The organism is Rhizobium sp. 268 (assembly GCF_036571585.1).
Classification (GTDB): Bacteria; Pseudomonadota; Alphaproteobacteria; order Rhizobiales; family Rhizobiaceae; genus Rhizobium; species Rhizobium redzepovicii.
This window is the reverse complement of record NZ_JAPPSO010000001.1, coordinates 547,386-572,171: the sequence shown is the minus strand read 5'-3', so window position 1 is coordinate 572,171 and position 24,786 is coordinate 547,386. Positions and strand designations below refer to the sequence as shown.

General features: G+C 62.0%; 20 protein-coding genes and 1 tRNA gene. 15 read left to right on the top strand and 6 right to left on the bottom strand.

The genetic code is table 11. From position 1 onward, the window contains the following. Positions 1-21 precede the first annotated feature (21 nt). A complete protein-coding gene (locus OS035_RS02970) occupies positions 22-891 on the top strand; it encodes a LysR family transcriptional regulator (protein ID WP_331813352.1) in 870 nt (289 codons plus the stop codon). 49 nt (positions 892-940) lie between these two features. On the opposite strand, the gene OS035_RS02965 is transcribed toward OS035_RS02970, so the two are convergent. Beyond that, positions 941-1,177, bottom strand: coding sequence for an SMc00767 family acetate metabolism repressor (locus tag OS035_RS02965; RefSeq protein ID WP_003584324.1), 237 nt, complete (start codon positions 1,175-1,177; stop codon positions 941-943). A 21-nt stretch (positions 1,178-1,198) separates the two neighbouring features. Next, positions 1,199-2,488, bottom strand: a complete 1,290-nt coding sequence (gene aceA / locus OS035_RS02960) for an isocitrate lyase (protein WP_183777220.1) — start codon at positions 2,486-2,488, stop codon at positions 1,199-1,201. A gap of 192 nt (positions 2,489-2,680) precedes the next feature. Between aceA and OS035_RS02955 the strand changes: the two genes are divergently transcribed. From OS035_RS02955 to OS035_RS02935, 5 genes are all read left to right on the top strand, one after another. Continuing rightward, positions 2,681-4,090: a helix-turn-helix domain-containing protein gene (locus OS035_RS02955; protein WP_097623911.1), complete on the top strand. Its 1,410-nt coding sequence runs from the start codon at positions 2,681-2,683 to the stop codon at positions 4,088-4,090. A gap of 126 nt (positions 4,091-4,216) precedes the next feature. Beyond that, positions 4,217-5,314 carry a polyamine ABC transporter substrate-binding protein gene (locus OS035_RS02950; protein WP_183777221.1) on the top strand — a complete coding sequence of 366 codons (1,098 nt, stop codon included), beginning with the start codon at positions 4,217-4,219 and terminating at the stop codon, positions 5,312-5,314. A gap of 88 nt (positions 5,315-5,402) precedes the next feature. After that, the gene (locus OS035_RS02945) at positions 5,403-6,545 is read left to right on the top strand and encodes an ABC transporter ATP-binding protein (RefSeq protein WP_183852607.1); all 1,143 of its coding nucleotides are present in this window, start codon (positions 5,403-5,405) and stop codon (positions 6,543-6,545) included. 4 nt (positions 6,546-6,549) lie between these two features. Further along, positions 6,550-7,461 (top strand): ABC transporter permease subunit, encoded by a 912-nt coding sequence (locus OS035_RS02940; protein WP_183852605.1) that lies wholly within the window; start codon positions 6,550-6,552, stop codon positions 7,459-7,461. Positions 7,462-7,464: 3 nt separating this feature from the next. Further along, complete coding sequence (locus OS035_RS02935; RefSeq protein WP_003588469.1) at positions 7,465-8,283, top strand: ABC transporter permease; 819 nt, start codon at positions 7,465-7,467, stop codon at positions 8,281-8,283. 2 nt (positions 8,284-8,285) lie between these two features. On the opposite strand, the gene OS035_RS02930 is transcribed toward OS035_RS02935, so the two are convergent. Continuing rightward, positions 8,286-10,178, bottom strand: coding sequence for an AsmA family protein (locus tag OS035_RS02930; protein ID WP_331813351.1), 1,893 nt, complete (start codon positions 10,176-10,178; stop codon positions 8,286-8,288). A gap of 240 nt (positions 10,179-10,418) precedes the next feature. Here OS035_RS02930 and OS035_RS02925 point away from each other — a divergent pair, with 240 nt between their 5' ends. Continuing rightward, on the top strand, positions 10,419-12,371 hold the full coding sequence (locus OS035_RS02925; RefSeq protein ID WP_183777223.1) for an acetoacetate--CoA ligase: 1,953 nt from the start codon (positions 10,419-10,421) through the stop codon (positions 12,369-12,371). A gap of 254 nt (positions 12,372-12,625) precedes the next feature. Here OS035_RS02925 and OS035_RS02920 read toward each other — a convergent pair whose 3' ends face one another. Further along, positions 12,626-16,489, bottom strand: a complete 3,864-nt coding sequence (locus OS035_RS02920; RefSeq protein WP_097623917.1) for an ATP-binding protein — start codon at positions 16,487-16,489, stop codon at positions 12,626-12,628. A 214-nt stretch (positions 16,490-16,703) separates the two neighbouring features. On the opposite strand from OS035_RS02920, the gene OS035_RS02915 reads away from it, so the two are divergent. The 4 genes from OS035_RS02915 to OS035_RS02900 all read left to right on the top strand — a co-directional run bounded on the left by OS035_RS02915 (position 16,704) and on the right by OS035_RS02900 (position 18,108). Next, positions 16,704-17,153 (top strand): phasin, encoded by a 450-nt coding sequence (locus tag OS035_RS02915; protein ID WP_097623918.1) that lies wholly within the window; start codon positions 16,704-16,706, stop codon positions 17,151-17,153. Positions 17,154-17,283: 130 nt separating this feature from the next. Continuing rightward, positions 17,284-17,360, top strand: a tRNA-His gene (locus OS035_RS02910). Positions 17,361-17,454: 94 nt separating this feature from the next. Further along, positions 17,455-17,892 (top strand): DUF4174 domain-containing protein, encoded by a 438-nt coding sequence (locus OS035_RS02905; RefSeq protein WP_097623919.1) that lies wholly within the window; start codon positions 17,455-17,457, stop codon positions 17,890-17,892. Between the two features lie 48 nt (positions 17,893-17,940). Further along, complete coding sequence (locus OS035_RS02900; RefSeq protein ID WP_097623920.1) at positions 17,941-18,108, top strand: hypothetical protein; 168 nt, start codon at positions 17,941-17,943, stop codon at positions 18,106-18,108. Here the strand turns inward: OS035_RS02900 and OS035_RS02895 are convergent. Continuing rightward, on the bottom strand, positions 18,105-18,986 hold the full coding sequence (locus OS035_RS02895) for a LysR family transcriptional regulator (protein ID WP_097623921.1): 882 nt from the start codon (positions 18,984-18,986) through the stop codon (positions 18,105-18,107). The two genes, OS035_RS02900 and OS035_RS02895, sit on opposite strands and share 4 nt — an antisense overlap. Continuing rightward, positions 18,983-19,297: a putative quinol monooxygenase gene (locus OS035_RS02890; RefSeq protein ID WP_183777224.1), complete on the bottom strand. Its 315-nt coding sequence runs from the start codon at positions 19,295-19,297 to the stop codon at positions 18,983-18,985. Before OS035_RS02890 ends, OS035_RS02895 begins: the two co-directional genes overlap by 4 nt. 181 nt (positions 19,298-19,478) lie before the next feature. Between OS035_RS02890 and OS035_RS02885 the strand changes: the two genes are divergently transcribed. The 4 genes from OS035_RS02885 to OS035_RS02870 all read left to right on the top strand — a co-directional run bounded on the left by OS035_RS02885 (position 19,479) and on the right by OS035_RS02870 (position 24,779). Beyond that, the gene (locus OS035_RS02885; RefSeq protein ID WP_097623923.1) at positions 19,479-20,975 is read left to right on the top strand and encodes a CoA-acylating methylmalonate-semialdehyde dehydrogenase; all 1,497 of its coding nucleotides are present in this window, start codon (positions 19,479-19,481) and stop codon (positions 20,973-20,975) included. Between the two features lie 273 nt (positions 20,976-21,248). Further along, positions 21,249-21,731 (top strand): iron-responsive transcriptional regulator RirA, encoded by a 483-nt coding sequence (gene rirA / locus OS035_RS02880; protein ID WP_003588420.1) that lies wholly within the window; start codon positions 21,249-21,251, stop codon positions 21,729-21,731. A 360-nt stretch (positions 21,732-22,091) separates the two neighbouring features. Then, a complete protein-coding gene (locus tag OS035_RS02875) occupies positions 22,092-23,687 on the top strand; it encodes an ABC transporter substrate-binding protein (RefSeq protein WP_003588419.1) in 1,596 nt (531 codons plus the stop codon). 87 nt (positions 23,688-23,774) lie between these two features. Further along, on the top strand, positions 23,775-24,779 hold the full coding sequence (locus OS035_RS02870; RefSeq protein ID WP_097623925.1) for an ABC transporter permease subunit: 1,005 nt from the start codon (positions 23,775-23,777) through the stop codon (positions 24,777-24,779). Positions 24,780-24,786 lie beyond the last annotated feature (7 nt).

Here is a 24,786-nt window from a genome sequence, read left to right as displayed (position 1 = left end):
ACCCCGCTATGTTTTTCATTGATGAAAAACGCGAATTGGGATTCCTACCGGTTGTTCCTGCAGGTCGCCCGTCTCGGTGGCCTGACGGGGGCAAGCACCGCAAGCGGGCTCAGCCCCGCGACGGTTGGCCGGCGCATGCTCGATCTCGAACAGGAGGTCGGTCGCGCCCTGTTTTCACGCAGCCAGACCGGCTATCGCCTGACCCAGGACGGCCAGGCACTGCTCGATCACCTTCAGGAGATGGAGGCCGCCGCCCGCAAGGTGGAGGCATGGCGGCAATCGGGCGAGGGCGGCACGACCGTCAGGATTGCCGCCGGCACCTGGGTCGCCTGGCTGCTGACGGAGAATTTCGCCGCCATCCGCATGCCGGGCGATGGTTTCGCCATTTCGCTGACGATCGGCGAGGCGCGCGCAAGCCTTGCCTATCGCGAGAGCGATATCGGCATTCGCGCCTTCGAGCCGGAAGAGGCCAATCTTGCCGCCCGCCGGCTCGGCGAGGTCGCCTATGCCGTCTATATCAGACGCAACGCCGCCGAGACCGATGAGCGCTGGATTGCCGTTGCCGAGGAGGAGGCGATCTCCGCCTATCTGCGCTGGCCGCACGCCAATGCCGCAGCCGCGATCGTCGCCAGCGTCAACCGGCCGCGGTCGCTGCCCGATCTGGTGCGCGCCGGCGCGGGCAAGGCGGTGCTTCCCTGTTTTGTCGGCGATCTCCATCCCGATTTGCAGCGCCTTGGCGGCGAGCTGCCGGAATTGCGCCATGCGCAATGGATCGTGATGAACGCCGAGGACCGCCATCGCCCGGAGATCCGCACCGTCGCCGACCGCATGACCAAGCTGATCAGAAGTTATGCCGATCTCTTTGCCGGAAAACGGCCGAGCCGCGGCTGAAATTACGATGAAGCGCCCGCGCATTTCTTAAGATGCGCGGGCGTTCTCTTCAATGCCGGTTGGTGACGACGACGGGGATCAGCAGGTCGCCCCAGTTGCCGTCGCCGCCGTGATGGCGGGCCGAGCGCACCAGCTCGACCGAGACGCCGGCCTCGACGGCCTTCATGACCGATTGGTTCAGCCGATGCAGGTCATTGGCGAGCATGCGGATCGTCGTCTGCTGATCCTCGCTCATGCTGGTCGATTGTTCCTCGGCCCGTTCCCTGACGCGTGAAATGGATGCCATGACTTTCTCCTCTTCTTCGCTCTATTCCGCAGCCGGTTTGAACTGCGCATGTTCGGTTGAATCGTGCATTGCCGTGGTCGATGACCGGCCGCCGGTGATGGCGAGCGACACGGCGTCGAAATAGCCGGTGCCGACCTCGCGCTGATGCTTGGTGGCGGTATAGCCGTTGACCTCGGCGTCGAATTCCGCCTGCTGCAGCTCTGAATAGGCCGACATCTGCCGCTGCCGGTAGCCGCGCGCCAGTTCGTACATGCCGTAATTCAGCTGGTGGAAGCCGGCGAGCGTGATGAACTGGAACTTGTAGCCCATCGCGCCGAGTTCGCGCTGGAACTTTGCAATCGTCGCCTCGTCGAGGTTCTTCTTCCAATTGAAGGACGGCGAGCAATTATAGGCGAGCAGCTTGCCGGGATGGACCTTGTGCACGCCCTCGGCAAAACGCCGCGCCTGATCGAGGTCCGGCTTCGAGGTCTCGCACCAGATGAGGTCGCAATAGGGCGCATAGGCGACGGCCCGGGCGATGCAGGGTTCGATGCCGTTTCTGACCTGATAGAAGCCTTCGACGGTGCGCCCGGCATCATAATCGACGAAGGGCTGGTCGCGTTCGTCGATATCGGAGGTCAGCAGCTTTGCTGCTTCCGCATCGGTGCGGGCAATCACCAGCGTCGCGACCCCCATGACGTCGGCGGCAAGCCGGGCGGCGTTGAGATTGCGGATATGGGCGGCGGTCGGGATCAATACCTTGCCGCCGAGATGGCCGCATTTCTTCTCCGAGGCAAGCTGGTCCTCGAAGTGGACGCCGGCCGCCCCCGCCTCGATATAGGCCTTCATGATCTCGAAGGCGTTGAGCGGCCCGCCGAAGCCGGCTTCGGCATCGGCGACGATCGGCGCGAACCAGGTGTCGACGGAAAGCCCCTGGCCCTCCGAGGTCTCGATCTGATCGGCGCGCTGCAGCGTGCGGTTGATGCGCTTGGCAAGCTCCGGCCCGGCATTGGCGGGGTAGAGCGACTGATCGGGATACATTGCCGATGCCGTATTGGCGTCGGCCGCCACCTGCCAGCCGGAGAGATAGATCGCCTTCAGCCCGGCGCGCACCATCTGCATCGCCTGGTTGCCGGAAAGCGCACCGAGCGCATTGACGAAATCCTCCTGGCGCAGCAGCCGCCACAACCGGTCCGCCCCCATTTCGGCCAGCGTATGGGTCAGCGCCACCGAGCCCCTGAGCCGCCGCACGTCATCGGCCGAATAGGGCCTGTCGATGCCGTCGAAGCGGCCTGCCGGCGCATTGGGAACAAGTTTGTAAAAATCGGTCATGCTGATCTCCTCACGAAAAAACGATATTGCGGGTGTTGATGACAAGATTGACAATATCTCCCGGCATGACCAGGAAAACCTTTGATTTCCAGGTGGGAAAGAGGTTAAGATGACGAGGATTGACAGAGCGGCGCTGTGAATTTGTAAAATTTTGTAAATGTTGACGCCGCGGGCCTGTCAAAGGGTGTGACAATGGCGGAACGCAAGATATTCGCAGGCCCGAAATTGCGGCGCATTCGCAATGCGCTGGCGCTGACCCAGACCGCCATGGCCGAGGCGCTGGAGATCTCGCCCTCCTACCTGAACCTCATCGAGCGCAACCAGCGGCCGCTGACGGTGCAGCTCCTCTTGAAGCTCGCCGCCGTCTACCGGGTTGATCTGGAGGAGTTGCGCGGGCAGACCGGCGGCAGTCTCGGCCAGCTCAAGGAGGTCTTCGCCGATCCGCTGCTTGCGGGCGAATTGCCCGGCGACCAGGAATTGGTCGAGGTGGCCGAAGCCGCGCCCAATGCGGCAAGCGGCATGATCAAGCTCTACCGCGCCTATCGCGAGCAGGCGGCAAGACTGTCCGATCTGACGGCGCTGATGGCCGCCGAAGGCCATGCGCCCGTCGCCGCCGGCCGGTTGCCGCTCGACGAGGTGCGCGAGACGCTAGAACGCCGCTCCGCCTATTTCGGGCGGATCGAGACGGCGGCGGAAGCCTTTGCCGCAACGCTTCCCGGCGGCCTCGATCTTGCTGTCGGCCTGAAGGATTGGCTGCGCGCCGAGCGCGGCATCGCGGTACGGGTCCTGCCGGTGCACGTCATGCCGGATCTGCGCCGCCGTTTCGATCGCCATTCGATGCGGCTTTTCATCTCGGAGCGCCTGTCGCCGGCCGACCGCGCCCACGAGATATCAGTTGAGGCAGCGACGCTTGCCTTGCTGCCTGCCATCGACGCCGAACTCGACGATCTCTCGCTCTCCTCCGCCGAGGCGCGCCGCATCGCCCGCTTCGAGCTTGCCCGCATCGCCGCCCTGGCGCTGGCCATGCCCTACGAAGCCTTTCTGTCCGCGGCGAAGTCGACGCGCTACGATATCGACATTCTGCGCGCCCGCTTCGGCGTCTCCTTCGGCCATGCCGCCGCACGCCTGACGATGCTGCAGCGCCCAGGTGCCGCCGCCATTCCCTTCTTCCTGATCGAGATCGATGCGGCGGGCCATCGGCTGCGCCGGGCAGGCGCCCAGGGTTTTCCACAGGCGCGCTTCGGCGGCGGCTGTCCGAAGCTCAATCTCCACGCCGCCTTCCTGCAGCCGGGCCAGGTCCTGGCAGAGACGGTGGTCATGCCGGATGGCGCCTCGTTCCTGACGGTCGCCCGCACATTGGAGGGGCCTAGCGTCGAATTCGGTGAAAGGCTGCGGCGCACGGCGATGCTGATCGGCTGCGACGCCGCGCTTGGCGAGGCGCTGATCTATGGCCAGGCGACAGCGCTCGAGCCGGTGGCGATCGGCCCTGCCTGTCGCCTCTGCGAGCGGCGCGGCTGCCTTTCCCGGGCCGAGCCGCCGGTGACGCGGCCGCTCGGGCTCGACGAGATGGTGGCCGGGCTCAGCGCCTTCGATTTCCAGTGATTGTGAAATCATTGAAGGCGCAGGATTTTGCGCTTGTGGGCTGTGAAATTCCTTCTTAGTCTGCTGGCAAAACCAGAGGGAAAAGATGTCCGGGGATGCGGGCTCTTTGAACAAACAGGAGAAGTCATGAGGTCAATCATTGCAAGTGTGACGGCCGCCGCCGTTGCCGCGCTGCTCGCCGCCGCGCCGGCCTTTGCGCAGGAGCGCGTGGTCAACGTCTACAACTGGTCGGATTATATCGACGACAGCATCCTTGCCGACTTCACCAAGGAAACCGGCATCAAGGTCGTCTACGACACCTTCGATTCCAACGAGACCGTGGAAACCAAGCTGCTGGCCGGCGGCACCGGTTATGACGTCGTCGTTCCCACAGCCGACTTCCTGCAGCGCCAGATCCAGGCCGGCGTCTTCCAGAAGCTCGACAAGTCGAAACTGCCGAACCTGTCCAACATGTGGGATCTGATCCAGCAGCGGACCGCCGAATACGACCCGGGCAACGAACACGCGGTCGATTACATGTGGGGCACCGACGGCATCGGCTATAACGTCAAGAAGGTCGCCGAAATCCTCGGTCCCGATGCCAAGCCCGGCCTCGAAGTGATCTTCGATCCGAAGGTCGCCGCAAAATTCAAGGATTGCGGCATCTACGTGCTCGACACGCCGAAGGACGTCATCACCACGGCGTTTCGTTATCTCGGCCTCGACCCGAACTCCACGAAGGCTGAGGATTTCAAGAAGGCCGAAGAACTGCTGACGGCTATGCGCCCCTATGTCCGCAAGTTCCATTCCTCCGAATACATCAATGCGCTTGCCAACGGCGACATCTGCATCGCCTTCGGCTATTCCGGCGACATGCTGCAGGCGCGCGACCGCGCGGCCGAAGCCAAGAATGGTGTCGAGGTCAATTACTCGGTTCCCCCGCAGGGCGCCCAGATGTGGTTCGACATGATGGCCATCCCCGCCGATGCGCCCCACGTCGCCGAAGCCCACGAATTCCTCAACTACATGATGAAGCCTGAGGTCATCGCCAAGGCGAGCGACCACACCTTCTATGCTAACGGCAACAAGGCCTCGCAGCAGTTCGTCAGCAAGGACATTCTGGAAGATCCGGCCGTCTATCCCACAGAGGCGGTGATGAAGAACCTCTTCACGGTCAAGCCGTGGGATCCGAAAACGCAGCGCCTGGGGACGCGCCTCTGGACGAAGGTCGTCACCGGCCAGTAATGCAGCCTTAGGCCCGGACGGAAACGTCCGGGCCTTTCAATTACCGGCCCGGGTGGAGGCCGGAAAAAACCTGTATTCGGGGAATAATATGAAGTCTCTCGGCAATATCCGCCGCGCTTTCGCGCCCTGGACCGATCCCTCTGCAAAACCCTTCATCGCTTTCAAGAATGTCACCAAGCGCTTCGGCGATTTTACCGCCGTCGACAATCTGTCGCTGAATATCTATCACCGCGAGTTTTTCGCGCTGCTCGGCGCTTCGGGCTGCGGCAAGTCCACGCTGCTGCGCATGCTCGCCGGCTTCGAGCAGCCGACCGCGGGCGAGATCGTGCTGGATGGCACCGACATGGCCGGCACGCCGCCCTATAAGCGACCGGTCAACATGATGTTCCAGTCCTATGCGCTTTTCCCGCACATGACGGTCGAGAAGAATATTGCCTTCGGCCTGAAACAGGACGGCATGGCGAAGGATGAGATGACCGACCGCGTCGCGCAGATGCTGAAGCTCGTCAAGCTCGAGCAGTTCGCCTCACGCAAGCCGAACCAGCTTTCCGGCGGCCAGCGCCAGCGCGTGGCGCTGGCCCGCTCGCTCGCCAAGCGCCCGAAGGTGCTGCTGCTCGACGAACCGCTCGGCGCGCTTGACAAGAAGCTGCGCGAGGAAACCCAGTTCGAACTGATGGATCTGCAGCAGAGCCTCGGCCTCACCTTCGTCGTCGTCACCCACGACCAGGAAGAGGCGATGACCATGGCAGACCGCATCGCCGTCATGAGCCACGGCAAGGTCGTGCAGGTGGCCACACCGGCCGAGATCTACGAGGCGCCGAATTCCCGTTTCGTTGCGGATTTCATCGGCGACGTCAACATCTTCGACGGCAAGGTCGCCTCATCCGGCAACGGCACCGTCGAGATATCGGTCGACAGCGGCTTCAGCGTGCGCGTCGCCGCGCCGGAGGCACCGCCGTCAGGCAGCGCCGTCGGCTTCGCCATCCGGCCGGAAAAGATGCGGGTCTTGCGTCAAGCGCCCGCCAACGCTTCGGTCAACGCCGCCAGCGGGGAACTCTGGGATATCGCCTATCTCGGCGATATGACCGTCTTCCACGTGAAATTGCAGAGCGGCAAGATCGTCAAAGCATCGTCCCTCAATGCGCAGCGCTCCGTCGACGACCCCTTCACCTACGACCAGGAAGTCTGGATCTCGTTCGACGAGAACGCCGGCGTTCTCTTGAAGGATTGAGATCATGGGCAAGCTCACCTCCGGCCTCTACAACCGGCTCGTCATCACCATCCCTTATGCCTGGCTGCTGCTCTTCTTCCTGGCGCCGTTCTTCATCGTCTTCCGCATTTCGCTGTCGACGACGGCAATCGCCATGCCGCCTTACGAGCCGGTCTTCTCGCTTGCCGACGGCTGGGCGGGGCTCTGGAGCAAGATCGGAGAACTGTCCTTCGACAATTACGCCTACCTCACCGACGACGCGCTCTATTTCAATGCCTATATCTCAAGCGTGGTGATTGCCGGGATCGCCACTTTCCTCACATTGCTGATCGCCTATCCGATCGCCTATGGCATGGCGCAGGCGCCGCGCACGATCCGCCCGACGCTGGTGATGCTGGTCATCCTGCCGTTCTGGACGAGCTTCCTGATCCGGGTTTATTCCTGGATCGCGATCCTGAAGCCGGAAGGGCTTCTCAACCAGCTTCTCCAGTCGCTGCAAATCATCGACAGCCCGCTGATCATCCTCAACACCACGACCGCCGTCTATATCGGCATCGTCTATTCCTATCTGCCGTTCATGGTGCTGCCGCTCTATTCGGCGCTGGAAAAGATGGATGGTACGCTGATCGAGGCCGCACAGGATCTCGGTTGCACGCCGATCCGGGCTTTCTGGCGCGTCACCTTTCCACTGTCGATCCCCGGTGTGGTGGCCGGCTGCATGCTGGTCTTCATTCCCGCTGTCGGTGAGTTCGTCATTCCCGACCTGCTCGGCGGTTCGCAGACGCTGATGATCGGCAAGACGCTCTGGAACGAGTTCAACGCCAACCGCGACTGGCCGGTCTCCTCGGCGGTGGCGACGATCCTGCTGATGATCCTGGTGATCCCGATCGTCTTCTTTCAGAACGCCCAGGCCAAGGCCGAAGAGCGGGGGAAATAAGCCATGCTGAAATGGACCCGTTTCAACATTGTCTCCGTCACGCTCGGCTTTGCCTTCCTCTACCTGCCGATCGTGCTTCTGGTGATCTTCTCCTTCAACGAATCGAAGCTCGTCACCGTCTGGGGCGGCTTCTCAACCAAATGGTATGTCTCGCTGCTCTCGAACCAGGGCCTGCTCGACGCCGCCTGGGTGACGATCCGTGTCGGCCTGCTGTCGGCGACGCTCGCCACCATCCTCGGCACGATGGCGGCGCTGACGCTGGTGCGCTACACCCGCTTTCGCGGCCGCATGCTGTTTTCGGGCATGATCTACGCGCCGCTCGTCATGCCCGACGTCATCACCGGCCTGTCGCTGCTGCTGCTCTTCGTCGCGATCGGCTTCGATCGCGGTTTCTGGACGATCACGCTGGCGCATACGACGCTGACCATGTGCTTCGTCGCCGTCGTCGTGCAGTCGCGCCTCTTAAGCTTCGATCGCTCGATCGAGGAAGCGGCGCAGGATCTGGGCGCGCCGCCGGTGCGCACCTTTTTCGAGATCACTCTGCCGATCATCGCGCCGGCCGTGGTCTCAGGCTGGATCCTGGCCTTCACCCTGTCGCTCGACGATCTGGTGATCGCCAGCTTCACCTCGGGACCGGGCGCCACCACGCTGCCGATGCGGATCTACAGCCAGGTGCGCCTCGGCGTGACGCCCGAGATCAACGCGGTATGCACCATCCTGATCGGCATCGTCGCGGTCGGCGTCATCTGCGCCTCGATCGTCACCAAGCGCCGCGAAATCCAGCGCCAGCGGGACGAACGTGCGGCGGCCGCCGGCGCTTGATCCTACTGCGCGTGGGGTGTCGTGCCGAAGAGCGGCACCGGCGAGATCACCGGGTTCGGCCAAGAGCCGCCGATGAAGAACGGCAGAAGCGGCAGATCCGCCGCCTTGGCCGGATTGGTCGCTTCGAGCGATCCGGACAGCGCCAGCCCGTTGGACTGATAGGTAATAACGCCGGATAGCGTCAGCGTCTCGGCCGTGCCGGCGATCCGGGCATCGTGCATCTCGGCGGAACCGTTGGCAAAATCGGCCTGCAGGTTCAACTGGTTGAAAGCGAAGGCGCCGCCTGCCGCAGCACTCAGCGGAAAGAACGGCTTTTGGGCTGCCTGGGTCCTCAGCGCCGCGGCATCGATGCCGGGGATCGTGCCTTCCCTTGTCCAAAAGTGCAGCCTGCCGGTGACGTCGGCAAGACCGGTCGTCCAGATCGCCTTCGGCGACTGCAGGTCGAGGTCGAGCGATCCGGTCGCCAGCGGCAGCGGTCCTTTCAGCTGCAGGCGCTCGGCAAGGGCTGCGAAATCGGCATCGCGGATCGACAGCTGCAGCTTGCCGCCGCCGTCGAAGTCGCGCTGGGTCGCTTCCAGATGCGCGGTCATCTCGCCGCCTTCGAACCGGCTGTCGCCGATGTCGAATTTCGCTTCCCCGCCGGCAACGATCATGCTGGCGCCGACATCGGAAAGCTCGAAGAGACCCATCTGGGCGCGCCGCGCCGAAAGCCTGACATCGACATCGAGCAGCCGCAGCGGCCCGTTTATCCCGGCGGAGATTTCCTCCGCCTCGCCGGCGGCGAGTCTCAGCGCGAAAGCGTCGAGGAACGGCTTGAGGTTCATCTGGTCGAAGGCGAGCGTGCCGCCGATCTTCGGCCGTTTGCCGGGTTGGGTGAGAAGGTCCATCACCCCGGTGGCGCTCGCTTCGTTCAGCGACAGGCTGAGATTGTTGAAGCGCAGACCGTTGCCCGACGACATGATGTCGGATTCCAGCGAGGCGCTCTTCAGCGTGGCGATGCCGGGGATGGATTTGCCCGACCATGCGAGAAGCGCCGGCATATCGGGAATGCTGGCGGTGATATTGCCGGAAAGCGCCAAAAGGCTGGCGATGTTGGCAATTCCCTGGAAGTGCGCCGTCAAGAGGTTCGATGTCAGCGACGTCCGCGTCTCGGCATTCCGGCCGGCAAAGACGAGCAGCGGCTGGCGCGAGGCGAAATCGACCTTCAGGTCCTCGCCGTTGATGCGGGCGATGACAACAGCCGAGATCGCGCCGGACAGTCTCGGCCAGGCGATATCCGCGGTGACGCTGTCGAAACGATAGGTTTTGGCGGTCTTGATGTCGGTCACCGCAAGCGTGCCGTCCTCGACCGTCACCGCGCCGATCTCGGCGTCGAGATCGGGATCGAGCACCTCGGCGCCGTTTTCGGTGCGCACGCCGCTGATCGCGCGGGCAAGCAGGCCGGCATAACTCCAGTCGATCAGGCCATTCTCGTCGCGCGTCAGCGCCAGGTTGGGGCGCACCAGGTGGAATTCGTGGAAGCTGGTGCGGCCTCTCAGCGCGTCGATGAGGCTGAAATCGGCCGACAGGCTGTCAATGCTGCCGAGCAGCTTGTCGCCGCTTTCGCGCGGCTGGCGGATGGTGATCTGGTTCAGCGTGATGCGCGGCGTCGGCCAGAATTCGAGAACCGGACTGCCCTTGATCTCGGCATGGTAGCCTGTCCATTTTGACAGCGCATCCTCGATACCCGAGCGCACGAAGCCGGTGGTGATGAGATAGGGTGCGGCGACCCTTAGCGCTACGAACAGCCCCAGCGCGATCAGCAGAAACACCGTCGACAGACGGGCGAAGGCCGGAAGCCAGCGCGAAACGGGTCCGATCTTCCTGCGCCACCTGCGATGTCTTGACGTGCTCATGATCTCCGCCGGCAATTCCGCCGGTTATCCCGTTAAGCGCTGATTTCGCCGGATATAGGAAATATCGGGCATATGCAAATCCCCTGCAGCACCGCGCCCCTATTCAGACGCGCCGAGGCATGCTGCAGACCTTCGAAGCGACGCATCGACCTTCTGAATGCATAGGCTGGGATCGCGTCGGTTCCGCACTTTATAATGCAATGCAGCATGATATAAAGGCGGGATTGGGAGGAGGATTGAATGCAGGATAACAGACCACTTTGGGTGCCCTCGGCGGAAGCCGTCGCAAAAAGCCCGATCCACGCCTTCATGGCGCGCTGCAATGCCGATTTCGGGCTTTCGCTTTCCGGCTTTGAAGATCTGCATGCCTGGTCGGTGGCCGAGCGCGAGAATTTTTGGTCGGCCGTCTGGGATTTCTGCGGCGTGAAGGGAGAGCGCGGCGCAGAGGTGCTCATCGATGGCGACCGGATGCTGGAGGCTCGCTTCTTTCCGAGTGCCACGCTGAACTTTGCCGAGAACTTGTTGTCGGGGCGCGGTGAGGGGGATGCCATCATCTTCCGTGGCGAGGACAAAGCCGACGACCGCTGGTCGTGGGACCGGCTGCGGGCGCTGGTCTCGAAGCTGCAGCAGGCTTTCAAGGCGCAGGGCATCGGTGAGGGCGACCGCATTGCCGCGATGATGCCGAACATGCCGGAGACCGTCGCCGCCATGCTGGCGGCCGCCTCGATCGGCGCCATCTGGTCGTCCTGCTCCCCAGATTTCGGCGAACAGGGCGTGCTCGACCGTTTCGGCCAGATCGGCCCGAAACTGTTCATCTCCTGCGATGCCTATTGGTATTCCGGCAAGCTGCAGGATGTCGGCCCCAAGGTCGCCGCGGTGGCGAAAAGCTTAGGCGTGCCGGCGATCGTCGTCCACTATGCCGGCGATGCCGAGGCGGTCGCGCGGCAAACGCCTGATGCTTCGACGCTGGAGGCCTTCGTCGCGCCCTATCAGGTAAAAGAGGTCGAGTTTAAGCCGCTCGCCTTTGCCCATCCGCTCTACATCCTGTTTTCCTCCGGCACCACGGGCGTGCCGAAATGTATCGTCCATTCGGCCGGCGGCACGCTCTTGCAGCACCTCAAGGAGCAGCGGCTGCATTGCGGCCTGGAGGCCGGCGAGAAGCTGTTCTACTTCACCACCTGCGGCTGGATGATGTGGAACTGGCTGGTCAGCGGCCTTGCCAGCGGCGCCACGCTCTGCCTGTTCGACGGTTCGCCCTTTGCGCCCGACGGCAACGTGCTGTTCGATTATGCCGCGGCCGAGAACTTCGCGATCTTCGGCACCTCGGCAAAATATATCGATGCGGTGCGCAAAAGCGGGCTGACGCCGCGCAACAGCCACGATCTTTCCAGCCTGCGGCTGATGACCTCGACCGGCTCGCCGCTGTCGCCTGAGGGCTTCACCTTCGTCTACGAGGGCATCAAGCAAGATGTGCAGCTTGCCTCGATCTCCGGCGGCACCGATATCGTCTCCTGCTTCGTGCTCGGCAATCCGCTGCAGCCGGTCTGGCGCGGCGAGATCCAGGGGGCCGGCCTCGGCCTTGCGGTCGATGTCTGGAACGACGACGGCAAGCCGGTGCGCGGCGAGAAGGGTGAACTCGTCTGCACCAAGGCCTTCCCGTCGATGCCGGTGATGTTCTGGAACGATCCCGACGGCGCCAAATATCGTGCCGCCTATTTCGACCGGTTCGACAATGTCTGGTGCCATGGCGATTTTGCCGAATGGACCGAGCATGGCGGCCTTGTCATCCACGGCCGTTCGGATGCAACGCTCAATCCCGGCGGCGTGCGCATCGGCACGGCCGAGATTTATAATCAGGTAGAGCAGATGGAGGAGGTGGCCGAGGCACTGTGCATCGGCCAGGAGTGGGACGACGACGTCCGTGTCATCCTCTTCGTCCGCCTTGCATCAGGCGTGACGCTGACGGACGATCTCGTCAAGGCGATCAAGACGCGGATACGCACCGGCGCCTCGCCGCGGCACGTGCCGGCAAAGATCATCGCGGTCGCCGATATCCCCCGCACCAAGTCCGGCAAGATCGTCGAGCTTGCGGTGCGCGAGGTCGTTCACAACAGGCCGGTGAAAAACCAGGAAGCGCTCGCCAATCCCGAGGCGCTGCGGCTCTTTGCCGGGCTGGTGGAGCTCAAGGATTGATAGCGGATCGGAAGCTACAAGCTTTTATCACTCATCGATGCACTGTCATGGAAACCTTTCGTTAAGAAAGGTTTGTCAAATCTAAAAGCCAACTTGGGGGCCGTGTATGAACGAGGCGGCCTGGAGCCCTACAGCGCGGCGCGTCTTAGACGCGCAATCATGCAGCAGGGCTTTCGATACATGATGGTGATCGACTGAGCTCTTGTTGAACAGCACCAAATTCAAGGCAGCCTCGGCTGCCTTTTCTTTATGGCTCAGCCGGCCAACACCCGCTGCGATGGAAAGGTGATCTCGACGAGCGTGCCCTCGTTCGGCGCCGAATTGATCGAGAACACCGCGCGGTTGGCATCGACCATCGCCTTGGTCAGCGGCAGGCCGAGCCCAGTGCCGTCGCCGCGATGACGCGATTGGGTCGAGGAAACCTGCCGGAACGGTTTCATCGCCTGATCGAGTTCGCTGCGCGTCATGCCGATGCCGGTATCGCGGACCCTCAGCACGACACTGCCATTCGCCTCATAGGAAGTGGAAACGACGATCTGCCCGCCTGACGGAGTGAAGCGGATGGCATTCGACAGGATGTTGAGCGCGATCTGCTTGATCGAGCGCAGATCCGCCACGACCTCAGGCACCGCATGCGACAGCGCCGTGCGGATGATGACGCGCTGGCCGTTCGCCTGCGGCTGGACCAGGGCGACCGCCTCGGAGACCGCCTCGTTGAGGCCGACGGCGGCAAAATCGAGATCCATCTCGCCCGCCTCGATCTTCGAAATGTCGAGCAGGTCGTTGACGATATCCAGCACATGCCGGCCGGAACGGCCGATGTCGTTGGCATATTCGATATAACGCGGATGGCCGATCGGCCCGAAGCGCTCGCCGGCCATCATGTCGGAAAAGCCGATGATGGCGTTGAGCGGCGTCCGGATTTCGTGGCTGACGCGGGCGAGGAAATCGGTCTTGTGGGCATTGGCGGTTTCGGCCGCGCCCTTGGCGTTGCGCAGTTCGTCCTCGGTGCGCTTCCACTGGGTGATATCGCGGATCACGGCGCAATAGCCGTTGGAGGAGGTGAGCTGGCCCATCGTCATGAACAGCGGCACGAAGCCGCCGGCGGCCTCGCGGCCGATCACTTCGCGCCCGTCGTTCAACACGCTGGCGACGCCATGGCCGGAGAGGCCGTTCAGATAGTCGAGCACCGCCTTCTGGCTCTCATGGGCAAACAGCATGACGAAGGGTTTGCCGCGCGTCTCCTGCTCGTCGTAATTGAAAAGCGCGCTCGCCGACCGGTTCATCGAGCGGATGTCGCCCTCGGTGCCGATGACGACGACGCCGTCGGTCGCCGTTTCCAGGATGGAGCGCAATTCCTCCACTTCGACCTGAAGCTTGGCGACCTTCTCGACCATCCGCTCGGGCCGCGCTTCTGTCCGGCCCTCGGAGCGGCTTGCGTCGCCGCGGCCGTCTTCCTTGCCTTCCACCGGCATGAGCGCCAGCATCAGCGCGTTGGCGTCTTCCCAGCGCACCGATTGCAGCCGCGCCGTCACCGGAACTAGGCTATCGTCTGCCTTGACGAGCATCATGGTGCCGGAGCCGGCGGCTTTTTCCTCAAGTTCGCGGCGTTGCAGCAGGGCTTCGATGCCGCCGACCTCGCGCAAAGCATCGAGCGACGCGTAGCCGGTCAGCCGCATGAATTCCGGATTGGCATGGATCAGCGCATCGCCGACATGGATAAGCACGGCGACCGGCAGCTGGTCGACCGTTCCCAGCGAAAGCCCGTCCGTCATCTTGACGCGCGGCGGGATGAAGCTTGTCAGAACCTCGATCTGGCTGACCGTCTCCCCCAGCCCTTCCGTCACCTCGTCCTCATCGATGACATCGGGCTCCTCGGCACCATCGTCGTCGCGCTGGGCGTCGGCGGCATTCTCGAAAATCGCCTCCTGTGGCACGATCTCCTCGAGCGATGGCGCTTCCGTGTCGTCGTCAATGGGTGTTTCGGCCTTGAACTCTTCGGCCCCGGAAGCCTCTTCGAAGCTGGCCGTTTCCGTGGCGGCGGGTTCGCTCCGCGCCGGCGCAGCAGCTTCGTCCTTGCTGGCGCCGAAGGCCTCGAGACGCTTGGCGATCTCGCGGAAATTGGCCTGTTCGGCGGCCGTCAGTGCGGCGCCGCTGTTATGGAGCTGAACGATCTTGTCGGAGAAGCGGCGGTTGGGCGTTTCCGAAATGCGAAGCGCCGGCGGCTCGTTCGACGTTTTCGTTGCCGGTTCGGCGGCGGAGATATCGCCGGCATCGGCGCTATCGTCTGCTTTTTCCGAAGCGTTTTGCTGGAAAGGCGGTTCGTCGGACGCCTGCTCGGCTGCAATCTCCTCAGACGCCAGCTCCGTCTCCGGCTGCGGCTCGCTTGCCGCAGGCGCCTGCTCCTCGACCTCTTGCGTCAGGGCGGGTTCGCTCGCGACCTCTTCCTGCACTGCCGGCATCTCGTGTACCGCCTCGGCGACGGTCTCGGTCACCGGACCGAGGCTTGCCGCATCATGGCCGACGCCATCCGGGCCGAGCGTCAGGCCGAGCGCCAGCGGATCTTCCTGCGCATCGGAAAGCCGGACGACGCCGAAACCGCGGAAGCCATCGAAGTCGCGGTTGCGGGTATAGGTCGGCAGGGCCGCCAGATCGACGGGAACGACGAGGCTTGTGCCTTCGACCGGCCAGAGGATGGTTTTGCCCGACCAAGTGTCGCGGCGGGCGAGCGCTTCGGCAAGCTTGCCGTCGGGATCGAGATTGAAGAGGGCGGCGACATCGCCGAAGGCAGAGCCGATAATCTCGGAGGCATGCGGACCGACGGCCTCGGCAAATTCATGGCTGACCTCGTTGAACCGGCCCTCGGCGTCGATCTTCCAGACGAAGCGCGTGGCGCGGCTGTTCGGCCTGAAGACGAAGCCTGGCGCAGCCGCAAGCTCAGGAGCAGGGGAGGCGTCGGCGACCATAGGCGGTGCAACGACGGGCTCTTCGTGAACGGCTTCCGGCGCCTCTTCGACCGGCGTTTCGCCGGCTTCAACAGGCGGTTCCGCCGTCGTCGCCGTTTCCACCGTCTGCGTGACGGAGGCAAGGTCGTCCTCGATGATCGCAGCAGGCTCGTGGGACTCATCCGCGCTGCCGTCGATCGCGCCGCCGTCGCTTTCCGGCTCCGCATCCTCGGCGAGACCGGCGTCCTCGGCCATCTCGTCTGCGGTTGCCGCTGCGCTTTCCACCGGCTGGTCGTTTTCGCCGGTGATGTCCTCGAGCGTTTCCTCGACTTCCTCGATCCCCGAGACCGCCTCAATGATCTCGGTAAAGCCTGTGTGGGCAACGGGCTCGTCGCGGAAATCTTCGGCCGGCGGCACGCTTTCTTCCTGCACGGGCGCATCAATCAAGTCGAGGGCGGGGGTATCGATCGGATTTGACGCGGCTGCGTCGATCGCGTCGAGATGGCCGATCGCCGTCTCCACGGCAAAGAGCAGGTTGAGCGCCGGCTCGTCGCTGAGCTTGCCGACCGCAGCCGGAAGATTGCCTCTGCTAGTGGCAACGGGTCGCTTCACCAGCCGGTCGGGATGCGCGCCGGCAAGATTGATCAAGGTCTTTGCCGTCTGCGCCGAAATCCCGAGCGAGGCAAAGCCGGGTGAAGCGGCGATGACGTCGCCGTCGGCGCCGATCACGGCCATATGGGTGTCCGGGTCATCGAGCCCCTGCAGCATCTGCGCCGCCGATGCGCCTGACGTCAGCGGCTTTGTCGAGACCGGGACCGAAAACAGCATGGCCTTTTCGCCTGAAGAAAGCCGGATCAGTTCGGCTGCCGCCTGCACCTGCACACGCTGAAAGCCCTTGGCGACGCGGATCATCAGGCTTCTGTGGTCACCGATATCGGCAAGCTGGCGCGCGGCCGTTTCCAGCTGGCGGAAGGTGATATCCGTGCGGTCGACGCCCTGATCGAGCAGATCATAGACGGCCGAATGGCCGAAAAGTTCGGCGCCCGCACCGTTTGCCCAGAGCAGGCGGGCAAGGTCGGCCGAAAACAGCACCATCGCCTCGCCGCGTGAAAAACGTTCCCGCACCCGTGCATGCACGGCGATATCGATGAACGGATATTGGACTGCGGGCATGATCGAACCTTGTCGCTGTCGGCCTTCTTAAATTAACGGCTTATTAATAACTGCGGGGCGCATGCGGGTCCAGAAGAGCAGGGGGTTTTCGGCCGGCAAGGTTAACGTCTTGTGCATTGCACAATAATTGTTGCAATGCACAATGAAATGTCTTATATAAGCATCATCCCAACTATTGCAGGCAGCGACTGCCTCAGCCCAAAGGATGCGACCCATGGCTACCATAAAGACCGACGACGTTTTTTCAATCGCTTCTTTCGACCCGTCCAAGTTCGCGGAATCCTTCCGTGATTTCGCCGAAAAAGGCGCTCAGCAGTCCAAAGACGCCTATGCCAAGCTGAAGACCGCTGGCGAAGAAGCCGGCAAGACCCTCGAAGCCACCGTCCAGACGGCACAGGCCGGCGGCGTCGAACTCGGCCTGAAGGCTATCGACATCCTGCGCGTCAATTCCGAGAACTCGCTCTCGCATTTCGAAGCACTGCTCGGCGTCAAGTCCGCCGCCGAATTCTTCGAGCTGCAGACCGCCTTCATCCGCAAGCAGGCCGAGCTGACCGTCGAACAGGCGAAGTCGATCCAGGAAACCACCAAGCAGGTTGCCGAAAAGCTCGCAAAGCCCTCCAAGGACGCCGCCGAAAAGGCCATGGCTTCCTTCAAGGTTGCCTGATCGATCTTAACCGGTCGGAGACAAAAGGCTGGACCACGCGTCCAGCCTTTTTGTATATTGACGAGGAATGGGGCTTGAATTCATCGCCAAGTCCTCGTATGTGACCCCCGTCGCGCCAAGCGTGATTTATGCGGTTGTAGCTCAGTTGGTTAGAGCGCAGGTTTGTGGCACCTGAGGTCGGAGGTTCGAGACCCCCCAACCGTACCATTTTCTCCACGATAAGAATGAAACCCCGCTTCCAGCCATTTCGATGGAACCCATGCCGTCCCGACCCGTTCTCCAAGTTAACGGGAGAATATGCATGTCGAAAACCCTTCTCTACGGCGCGACCAAAATCGACGAGACGAACAGTGCTTATGCACCGGTCGAAAGCCTCGCGGCGTTCCAGTGGAAGAACCGCGTCTTCGTCGTTTTTGCCGACAAGGATAATGCCCGCGCCGCCCGGCAGGAAAATCAGCTTTTGGCCGACCGCTCAGCCCTAGACGAGCGTGATCTGGTGGTGCTCAAGATCTCGGGCGCAACTGTCCGGCCGCTCTTCGGTGCGGCGGACGGGCTTGACGGCGAGGCGATCCGCCTTGATCTCGAGGCGGCCGAGATTGGGGAATTTGCCGCCTTCCTTGTCGGCAAGGACGGTACGGTGAAACTCAAGGTCAGCGAACCGATCACCGATGGCGAGCTTTTCGCCATCATCGACAGCATGCCGATGCGTGCTGCCGATGTGCTGAAGCCGGACAAATAGCCCGGCCCGACGTCAGTTTAATCCATTATCATCAAAAGGGAGGCGGCCATGTCCGTGCCCAACGAACCCATTCCCGATCAGCCGCCGATGCCGGCACCCGGCTGGAAGCCGGTGCCGCCGATCATCGAACCGGAGCCGGACAGGCTGCCGGACGAGGCGCCGGTTCCAAATCCCGATGAAAACGACGAACCGGCCAAGCACGTCTCTGAGAACTAAAGAAAGATCTGCCGTTCGGCGCCGACGAGTTCCTGCAGGAAATCGACAACGCTCCTGACGCGCACCAGATCGCGGGCTGTTTCGTGATAGGTCGTCCAGTAAGCGCGTCTGATGGACACATCCGGCAAGATGCGCTGGAGCTCCGGATATTGCCGGGCGATATAATCGTGCAGAATGCCGATGCCGGCGCCTGATCGCACCGCCTCGGTCTGCCCGATTGACGTCGAAATCTCGAAGCTGGCATCCCAGCTTCGCATCACCTCGCCGGAGAAATTCAGCGACGCGGTGAAGATCAGGTCTTCGACATAGCCGATACGCGGATGCGCCTTCAGCGCTTCGATATCACAAGGCGTGCCGCGAGAGGCGAGATAGTCCCGCGAGGCATAAAGGCCGAGCGTGTAATCTGTGAGCTTGGAGGAGACGAGCCGGCCCTGTTCGGGCCGCTCCAGCGTGATGGCGATATCGGCTTCGCGCTGCGACAGCGAAAAGGAGCGCGGCACCGGGACGAGCTGGATCTTCAGCGCCGGATGACGCTCGATCAGCCGGCCCATGCGTGGCGCCAGAAAAGAAACGCCGAAACCATCCGGCGCGCCGACGCGTACCGTCCCGGCGATCGCCGTATCGGTGTGGCCGAGGCTGGCCTGTGCTGCGAGCATTTCCGTTTCCATCCGCTCGGCGGACGCCAGGAACACTTCGCCTTCCGCCGTCAACTCGCAGCCATTGGTCCGGCGGATGAAAAGCCGCGTCTTCAGCGCCTCTTCCAGCGAGGTCAGCCGGCGCGAGAGCGTAGCATGATTCAGCCCCAGCCGCTTCGAGGCGGCAAGGATCTGCCCGGTACGGGCGACGGCAAGGAAAATCCGCACGTCGTCCCAGTTCATGGCTTGGCCCGCATTACGATCGGATCGACGTCGAGAAGCGTCAGCGATGTCACCATGCCGGCCGTTTCGGCCTTGTATTCAAGGAAATGCGGTGTCCGCAGATGGGCCTCGTATGCCTCCTTGTCGGCATAGACCTCGAGAATGCGAATCCGGTTGGGGACGTCCCTGATGCAAACGGCACTGAGAGAAAGGACGCCGGCTTCCAGCGCTACGGATGCCTCGATTTCTCTGGTGAGCAAGGCGCGATAGGCGTCAAGCATGTCCGGATCGATCTCCAGCTCCGCCATTCTGACGACGGGTTTGCGGCTCATCGTTTTGATCTCCCCTTGGGATTTGACTTGTCCGACTGCCGTTCCAAGTTTGAGAGCAGCAGCAGCGCCTGATGCAAATGGTGGCACTATAATTTACGCACAACGGTTACTTATATCAGCGCATTGATTTGTGCAAATTGAAGTGCGATTGTGGGCCATCCCAAAAACAGGAGGAGCATCCATGCGTGAGATCGGTCATTTCATCGGCGGCAAGCAGGTCGCCGGCACCAGCGGCCGCGTGAGCAATGTCTATAATCCGGCAACCGGCGAAGTGCAGGCGACGGTCGCGCTCGCAAGCGTCGAGGAACTGCGCGCCGCCGTCGAAAATGCCAAGGCTGCGCAGCCGAAATGGGCTGCCACCAATCCGCAGCGTCGCGCCCGCGTCTTCTTCAAATTCGTCGAACTCCTGAACAAGCACATGGATGAACTCGCCGAGATGCTCTCCAAGGAGCACGGCAAGACGATCGAGGATGCCAAGGGCGACGTCATCCGCGGCCTGGAAGTCTGCGAATTCGTCTGCGGCATCCCGCATCTCGCCAAGGGCGAGTTCACCGAGGGCGCTGGTCCGGCGATCGACATGTATTCGATCCGCCAGCCGGTCGGCATCGGCGCCGGCATCACCCCCTTCAATTTCCCCGGTATGATCCCGATGTGGATGTTCGCGCCGGCGATCGCCTGCGGCAACGCCTTCATCCTGAAGCCCTCAGAGCGTGACCCCTCCCTGCCGATTCGTCTTGCCGAACTGATGATCGAAGCCGGTCTGCCCGCCGGCATCCTCAACGTCGTCAACGGCGACAAGGGTGCCGTCGACGCGATCCTCACCGATCCCGATATCGGCGCCGTCTCCTTCGTCGGCTCGACGCCGATCGCCCGCTACGTCTACGGCACGGCGGCGATGAACGGCAAACGCGCCCAGTGCTTCGGCGGCGCCAAGAACCACATGATCATCATGCCGGATGCCGATATGGATCAGGCCGTCAACGCGCTGATGGGCGCAGGCTACGGTTCGGCCGGCGAGCGCTGCATGGCGATCTCGGTTGCCGTACCGGTCGGCGAGGACACCGCCAACCGCCTCGTCGAAAAGCTGATCCCGAAGATCGAATCGCTGCGCATCGGCCCCTACACCGACGACCAGGCCGACATGGGCCCGCTGGTCACGAAGGATGCCTATACCCGTGTTCGCGGCCTGATCGACCGCGGCGTCGAAGAAGGCGCCAAGCTCGTCGTCGACGGCCGCGACTTCAAGCTCCAGGGCTATGAGGACGGTTATTTCGTCGGCGGCTGCCTGTTTGATCACGTCACACCCGAGATGGACATCTACAAGACCGAGATCTTCGGACCTGTCCTCTCCGTCGTTCGTGCCCAGAATTACGAAGAGGCCCTGTCGCTGCCCATGAAGCACGAATATGGCAACGGTGTTGCGATCTACACCCGTGACGGCGATGCCGCCCGCGATTTCGCCTCGCGCATCAATATCGGCATGATCGGCATCAACGTTCCGATCCCGGTTCCGCTCGCCTATCACTCCTTTGGCGGCTGGAAAGCCTCGAGCTTCGGCGACCTCAACCAGCACGGCACGGACTCGATCAAGTTCTGGACGAAGACCAAGACCGTCACCGCCCGCTGGCCCTCCGGCATCAAGAGCGGCGCTGAGTTCGTCATGCCAACAATGAAGTGATCTGACGATAAATCGATTTGCAATTCGGGGGCCTTATGGCCCCCGTTTTATTTACTGTCTTGGAAACCATCACACCGCACCGGTATCTCCGACCGTCCCGGCGCGCGCCGGGCGCGGGCATGACATTATGGATTGCAACCAGAAGATTTCGGCGCAGGATTGACGTCGCGTCATTTGGCCTCATAAGCTGAATGCGAATTTCATATTTTGGAATTGTTCAAAACTACCAAACCGCCTATATAGGTCTGAACAGGCACGAGTCAGGAGAATGGCATGCGGTTGACGAAGCAGACCAACTATGCGGTTCGCATGTTGATGTATTGTGCTGCCAACGACGGGCACTTGAGCCGGATTCCGGAAATTGCCAGGGCTTACGGCGTGTCCGAACTGTTTCTTTTCAAGATCCTCCAGCCGCTGAACAAGGCCGGCCTCGTCGAAACCGTGCGCGGTCGCAATGGCGGCGTGCGCCTGGGCAAGCCGGCGGCCGACATTACGCTCTTCGACGTCGTCAGGGTGACGGAAGACAGTTTCGCCATGGCCGAATGCTTCGAAGATGATGGCGTGGTCGAATGCCCGCTGGTTGACAGCTGCGGCCTGAATTCGGCGCTGCGCAAGGCGCTCAACGCCTTCTTCGCCGTGCTGTCGGAATATTCCATCGACGACCTCGTCAAGGCGCGTCCGCAGATCAATTTCCTTCTCGGAATCACCGGCGAGCAGCCATATCGCAAACCCGCGATCGTTGCGCCCGCCGCCTGAATTTAAAAGAGCAGGACAGAGTTCTGAAACCGCGATGGCCCCGGCCATCGCGGTTTTTATTTTGCCGCGTCTACCGGTTCGGCGAGAATAAACGTCTCAAGCCTGGCAGGCGATTCTGACCGATCACGACACGCATAAAGGGCGCAATTATCCAAAATACGACGAAATCCCGGACGTTTTTATCCGAATCTGTCCAAATGAGGCCGATTTTTGATTGAAAATTTCTAAAATTGTCCAACTGGAAAAATTTTCTCCGTAGCCCGTTGCTTTCAGTAGATAAATGTCGTTCCATCGACCGTCGATCGGGATGCATATCTGCGGTCTCCAGACATTAAAAAAGAACAACCGGGAAACAATATTATGAAAAAGATCTCTGTCATGCTGGCAGCGACGGCCCTGATTTCGGTCATGGCGACGTCGGCCTGGTCCAAGACCCTTGTTTATTGCTCCGAGGGTTCGCCGGAAGGCTTCGACCCGAGCCTCTATACGGCTGGCACGACCTTCGACGCCTCGTCGCGCACGGTCTATAGCCGCCTGGTCGAATTCAAGCATGGCGGTACCGAGATCGAACCGGGCCTCGCCGACAGCTGGAGCGTTTCGGCCGATGGCACGGAATACACCTTCAAGCTTCATCCCGGCGTCAAGTATCAGACCACCGACTTCTTCACGCCGACGCGCGATTTCAACGCCGACGACGTCGTGTTCTCCTTCGAGCGTCAGCTGAAGGCGGACAATCCGTGGAACAAGTATGTCGAGGGCGGTTCTTACGAATACGCCGCCGGCATGGGCTTCCCGGATCTGATCAAGTCGATCGAGAAGGTCGACGACCTCACCGTCAAGTTCACGCTCAACCATCCCGAGGCGCCGTTCCTTGCCGACCTGGCCATGGACTTCGCCTCGATCGTTTCCAAGGAATATGCCGACAAGCTTGCCGCCGACGGCAAGATGGCGCAGCTCAACCAGCAGCCGCTCGGCACCGGCCCCTTCACCTTCGTCGCCTATCAGCCGGATGCCGTCATCCGCTACAAGGCCAACGAAACCTATTTCAAGGGCAAGGAAAAGATCGACGATCTGGTTTTCGCCATCACCTCTGACGCCGCCGTCCGCGCGCAGAAGCTGAAGGCCGGCGAATGCCACCTGATCCCTTATCCGAATGCGGCTGACGTTCCCGAGCTGAAGAAGGACGGCAATCTAACGGTGATGGAACAGGCCGGCCTCAATGTCGGCTTCCTCGCCTACAACACGCAGATGGCCCCCTTCGACAAGCCGGAAGTTCGCCGTGCGTTGAACATGGCGATCAACAAGCAGGCGATCATCGACGCCGTCTTCCAGGGTGCAGCGGCCGTTGCCAAGAACCCCATTCCGCCGACGATGTGGTCCTATAACGACGCCGTTCAGGACGACAAGTACGATCCGGATGCCGCCAAGAAGGCTCTCGCCGATGCCGGCGTCAAGGATCTCAGCATGAAGGTCTGGGCGATGCCGGTTTCGCGTCCCTACATGCTGAACGCGCGCCGCGCTGCCGAACTGATCCAGGCCGATTTTGCCAAGGCCGGCGTCAAGGTCGAGATCGTCACCCATGAATGGGCCGAATATCTGAAGCTCTCCTCCGACGTGAAGCGCGACGGCGCCGTCATCCTCGGCTGGACCGGCGACAATGGCGACCCGGACAACTTCATGGATACGCTGCTTGGCTGCGATGCCGTCGGCGGCAACAACCGTGCTCAGTGGTGCAACAAGGAATATGACGACCTGATGACCAAGGCCAAGCTGACCGCCGATGTCGGCGAGCGCACCAAGGCCTATGAGCAGGCACAGCTGATCTTCAAGAAGGAAGCCCCCTGGGCGACGCTTGATCACTCGCTCGTCTTCGTTCCGATGAGCAAGAAGGTCTCCGGCTTCTTCATGGATCCGCTCGGCATTCACCGCTTCGACGGCGTCGACGTATCCGAATAACAAGAAAAATGTAAGAATGCCCGGCAGAGCTGGGCGCAGCCGGCGGTCAGGCACCCCCTGACCGCCGGAAACTATTGGACATCTGCCATGTTGCGTTTTTTCATCGGCCGCCTTGCGGTGCTGATCCCGACATTCCTCGGCGTTTCCCTCATTGCCTTCTCGTTCATCCGCATGCTGCCCGGCGATCCCGTCATGCTTTTATCGGGCGAGCGTGTCATGGCGCCGGAACGGCACGCCCAGATCATGCACGATCTCGGTTTCGACCGGCCCATGTATGTGCAGTATTTCGATTATCTCGGAAAAGTGCTGCACGGCGATCTCGGCACCTCGATCGTCACCAAGCGGCCGGTTCTCGGCGAATTCCTGACGCTGTTTCCGGCAACGCTCGAACTTTCCTTTTGTGCCATCATGCTCGCCGTCTGTCTTGGCGTGCCCGCCGGCATCTTTGCTGCCGTCAAGCGAGGCACATGGTTCGATCAAAGCGTGATGGGTGTCGCCCTCATCGGTTATTCCATGCCGATTTTCTGGTGGGGCCTGCTGCTGATCATCTTCTTCTCGGGCTATCTCGGCTGGACGCCGGTTTCCGGCCGCATCTCGCTGATGTATTTCTTCAAGCCGGTCACCGGCTTCATGCTGATCGACAGTCTGCTGTCCGGCCAGAAGGGCGCCTTCGCCTCGGCCGTCAGTTATCTCATTCTGCCGACCATCGTGCTGGCCACCATTCCGCTCGCCGTGATTGCGCGCCAGACGCGTTCGGCGATGCTCGAGGTTCTCGGCGAGGACTATGTCCGCACGGCCCGCTCGAAAGGCCTGAAGCCGCTGCGCGTCGTCGGCGTGCACGCGCTGCGCAATGCGATGATCCCGGTCATCACCACCATCGGTCTGCAGATCGGCGTTCTCCTGGCCGGCGCCATTCTCACCGAGACGATCTTCTCCTGGCCGGGCATCGGCAAATGGATGGTCGATTCGGTCTTCAAGCGTGACTACGCCGTGGTCCAGGGCGGCCTCCTGCTGATCGCTGGCGTCATCATGCTGGTCAATCTGATTGTTGATGTCCTCTACGGCTTCATCAATCCGCGCATTCGTCATTAGGAGCGGT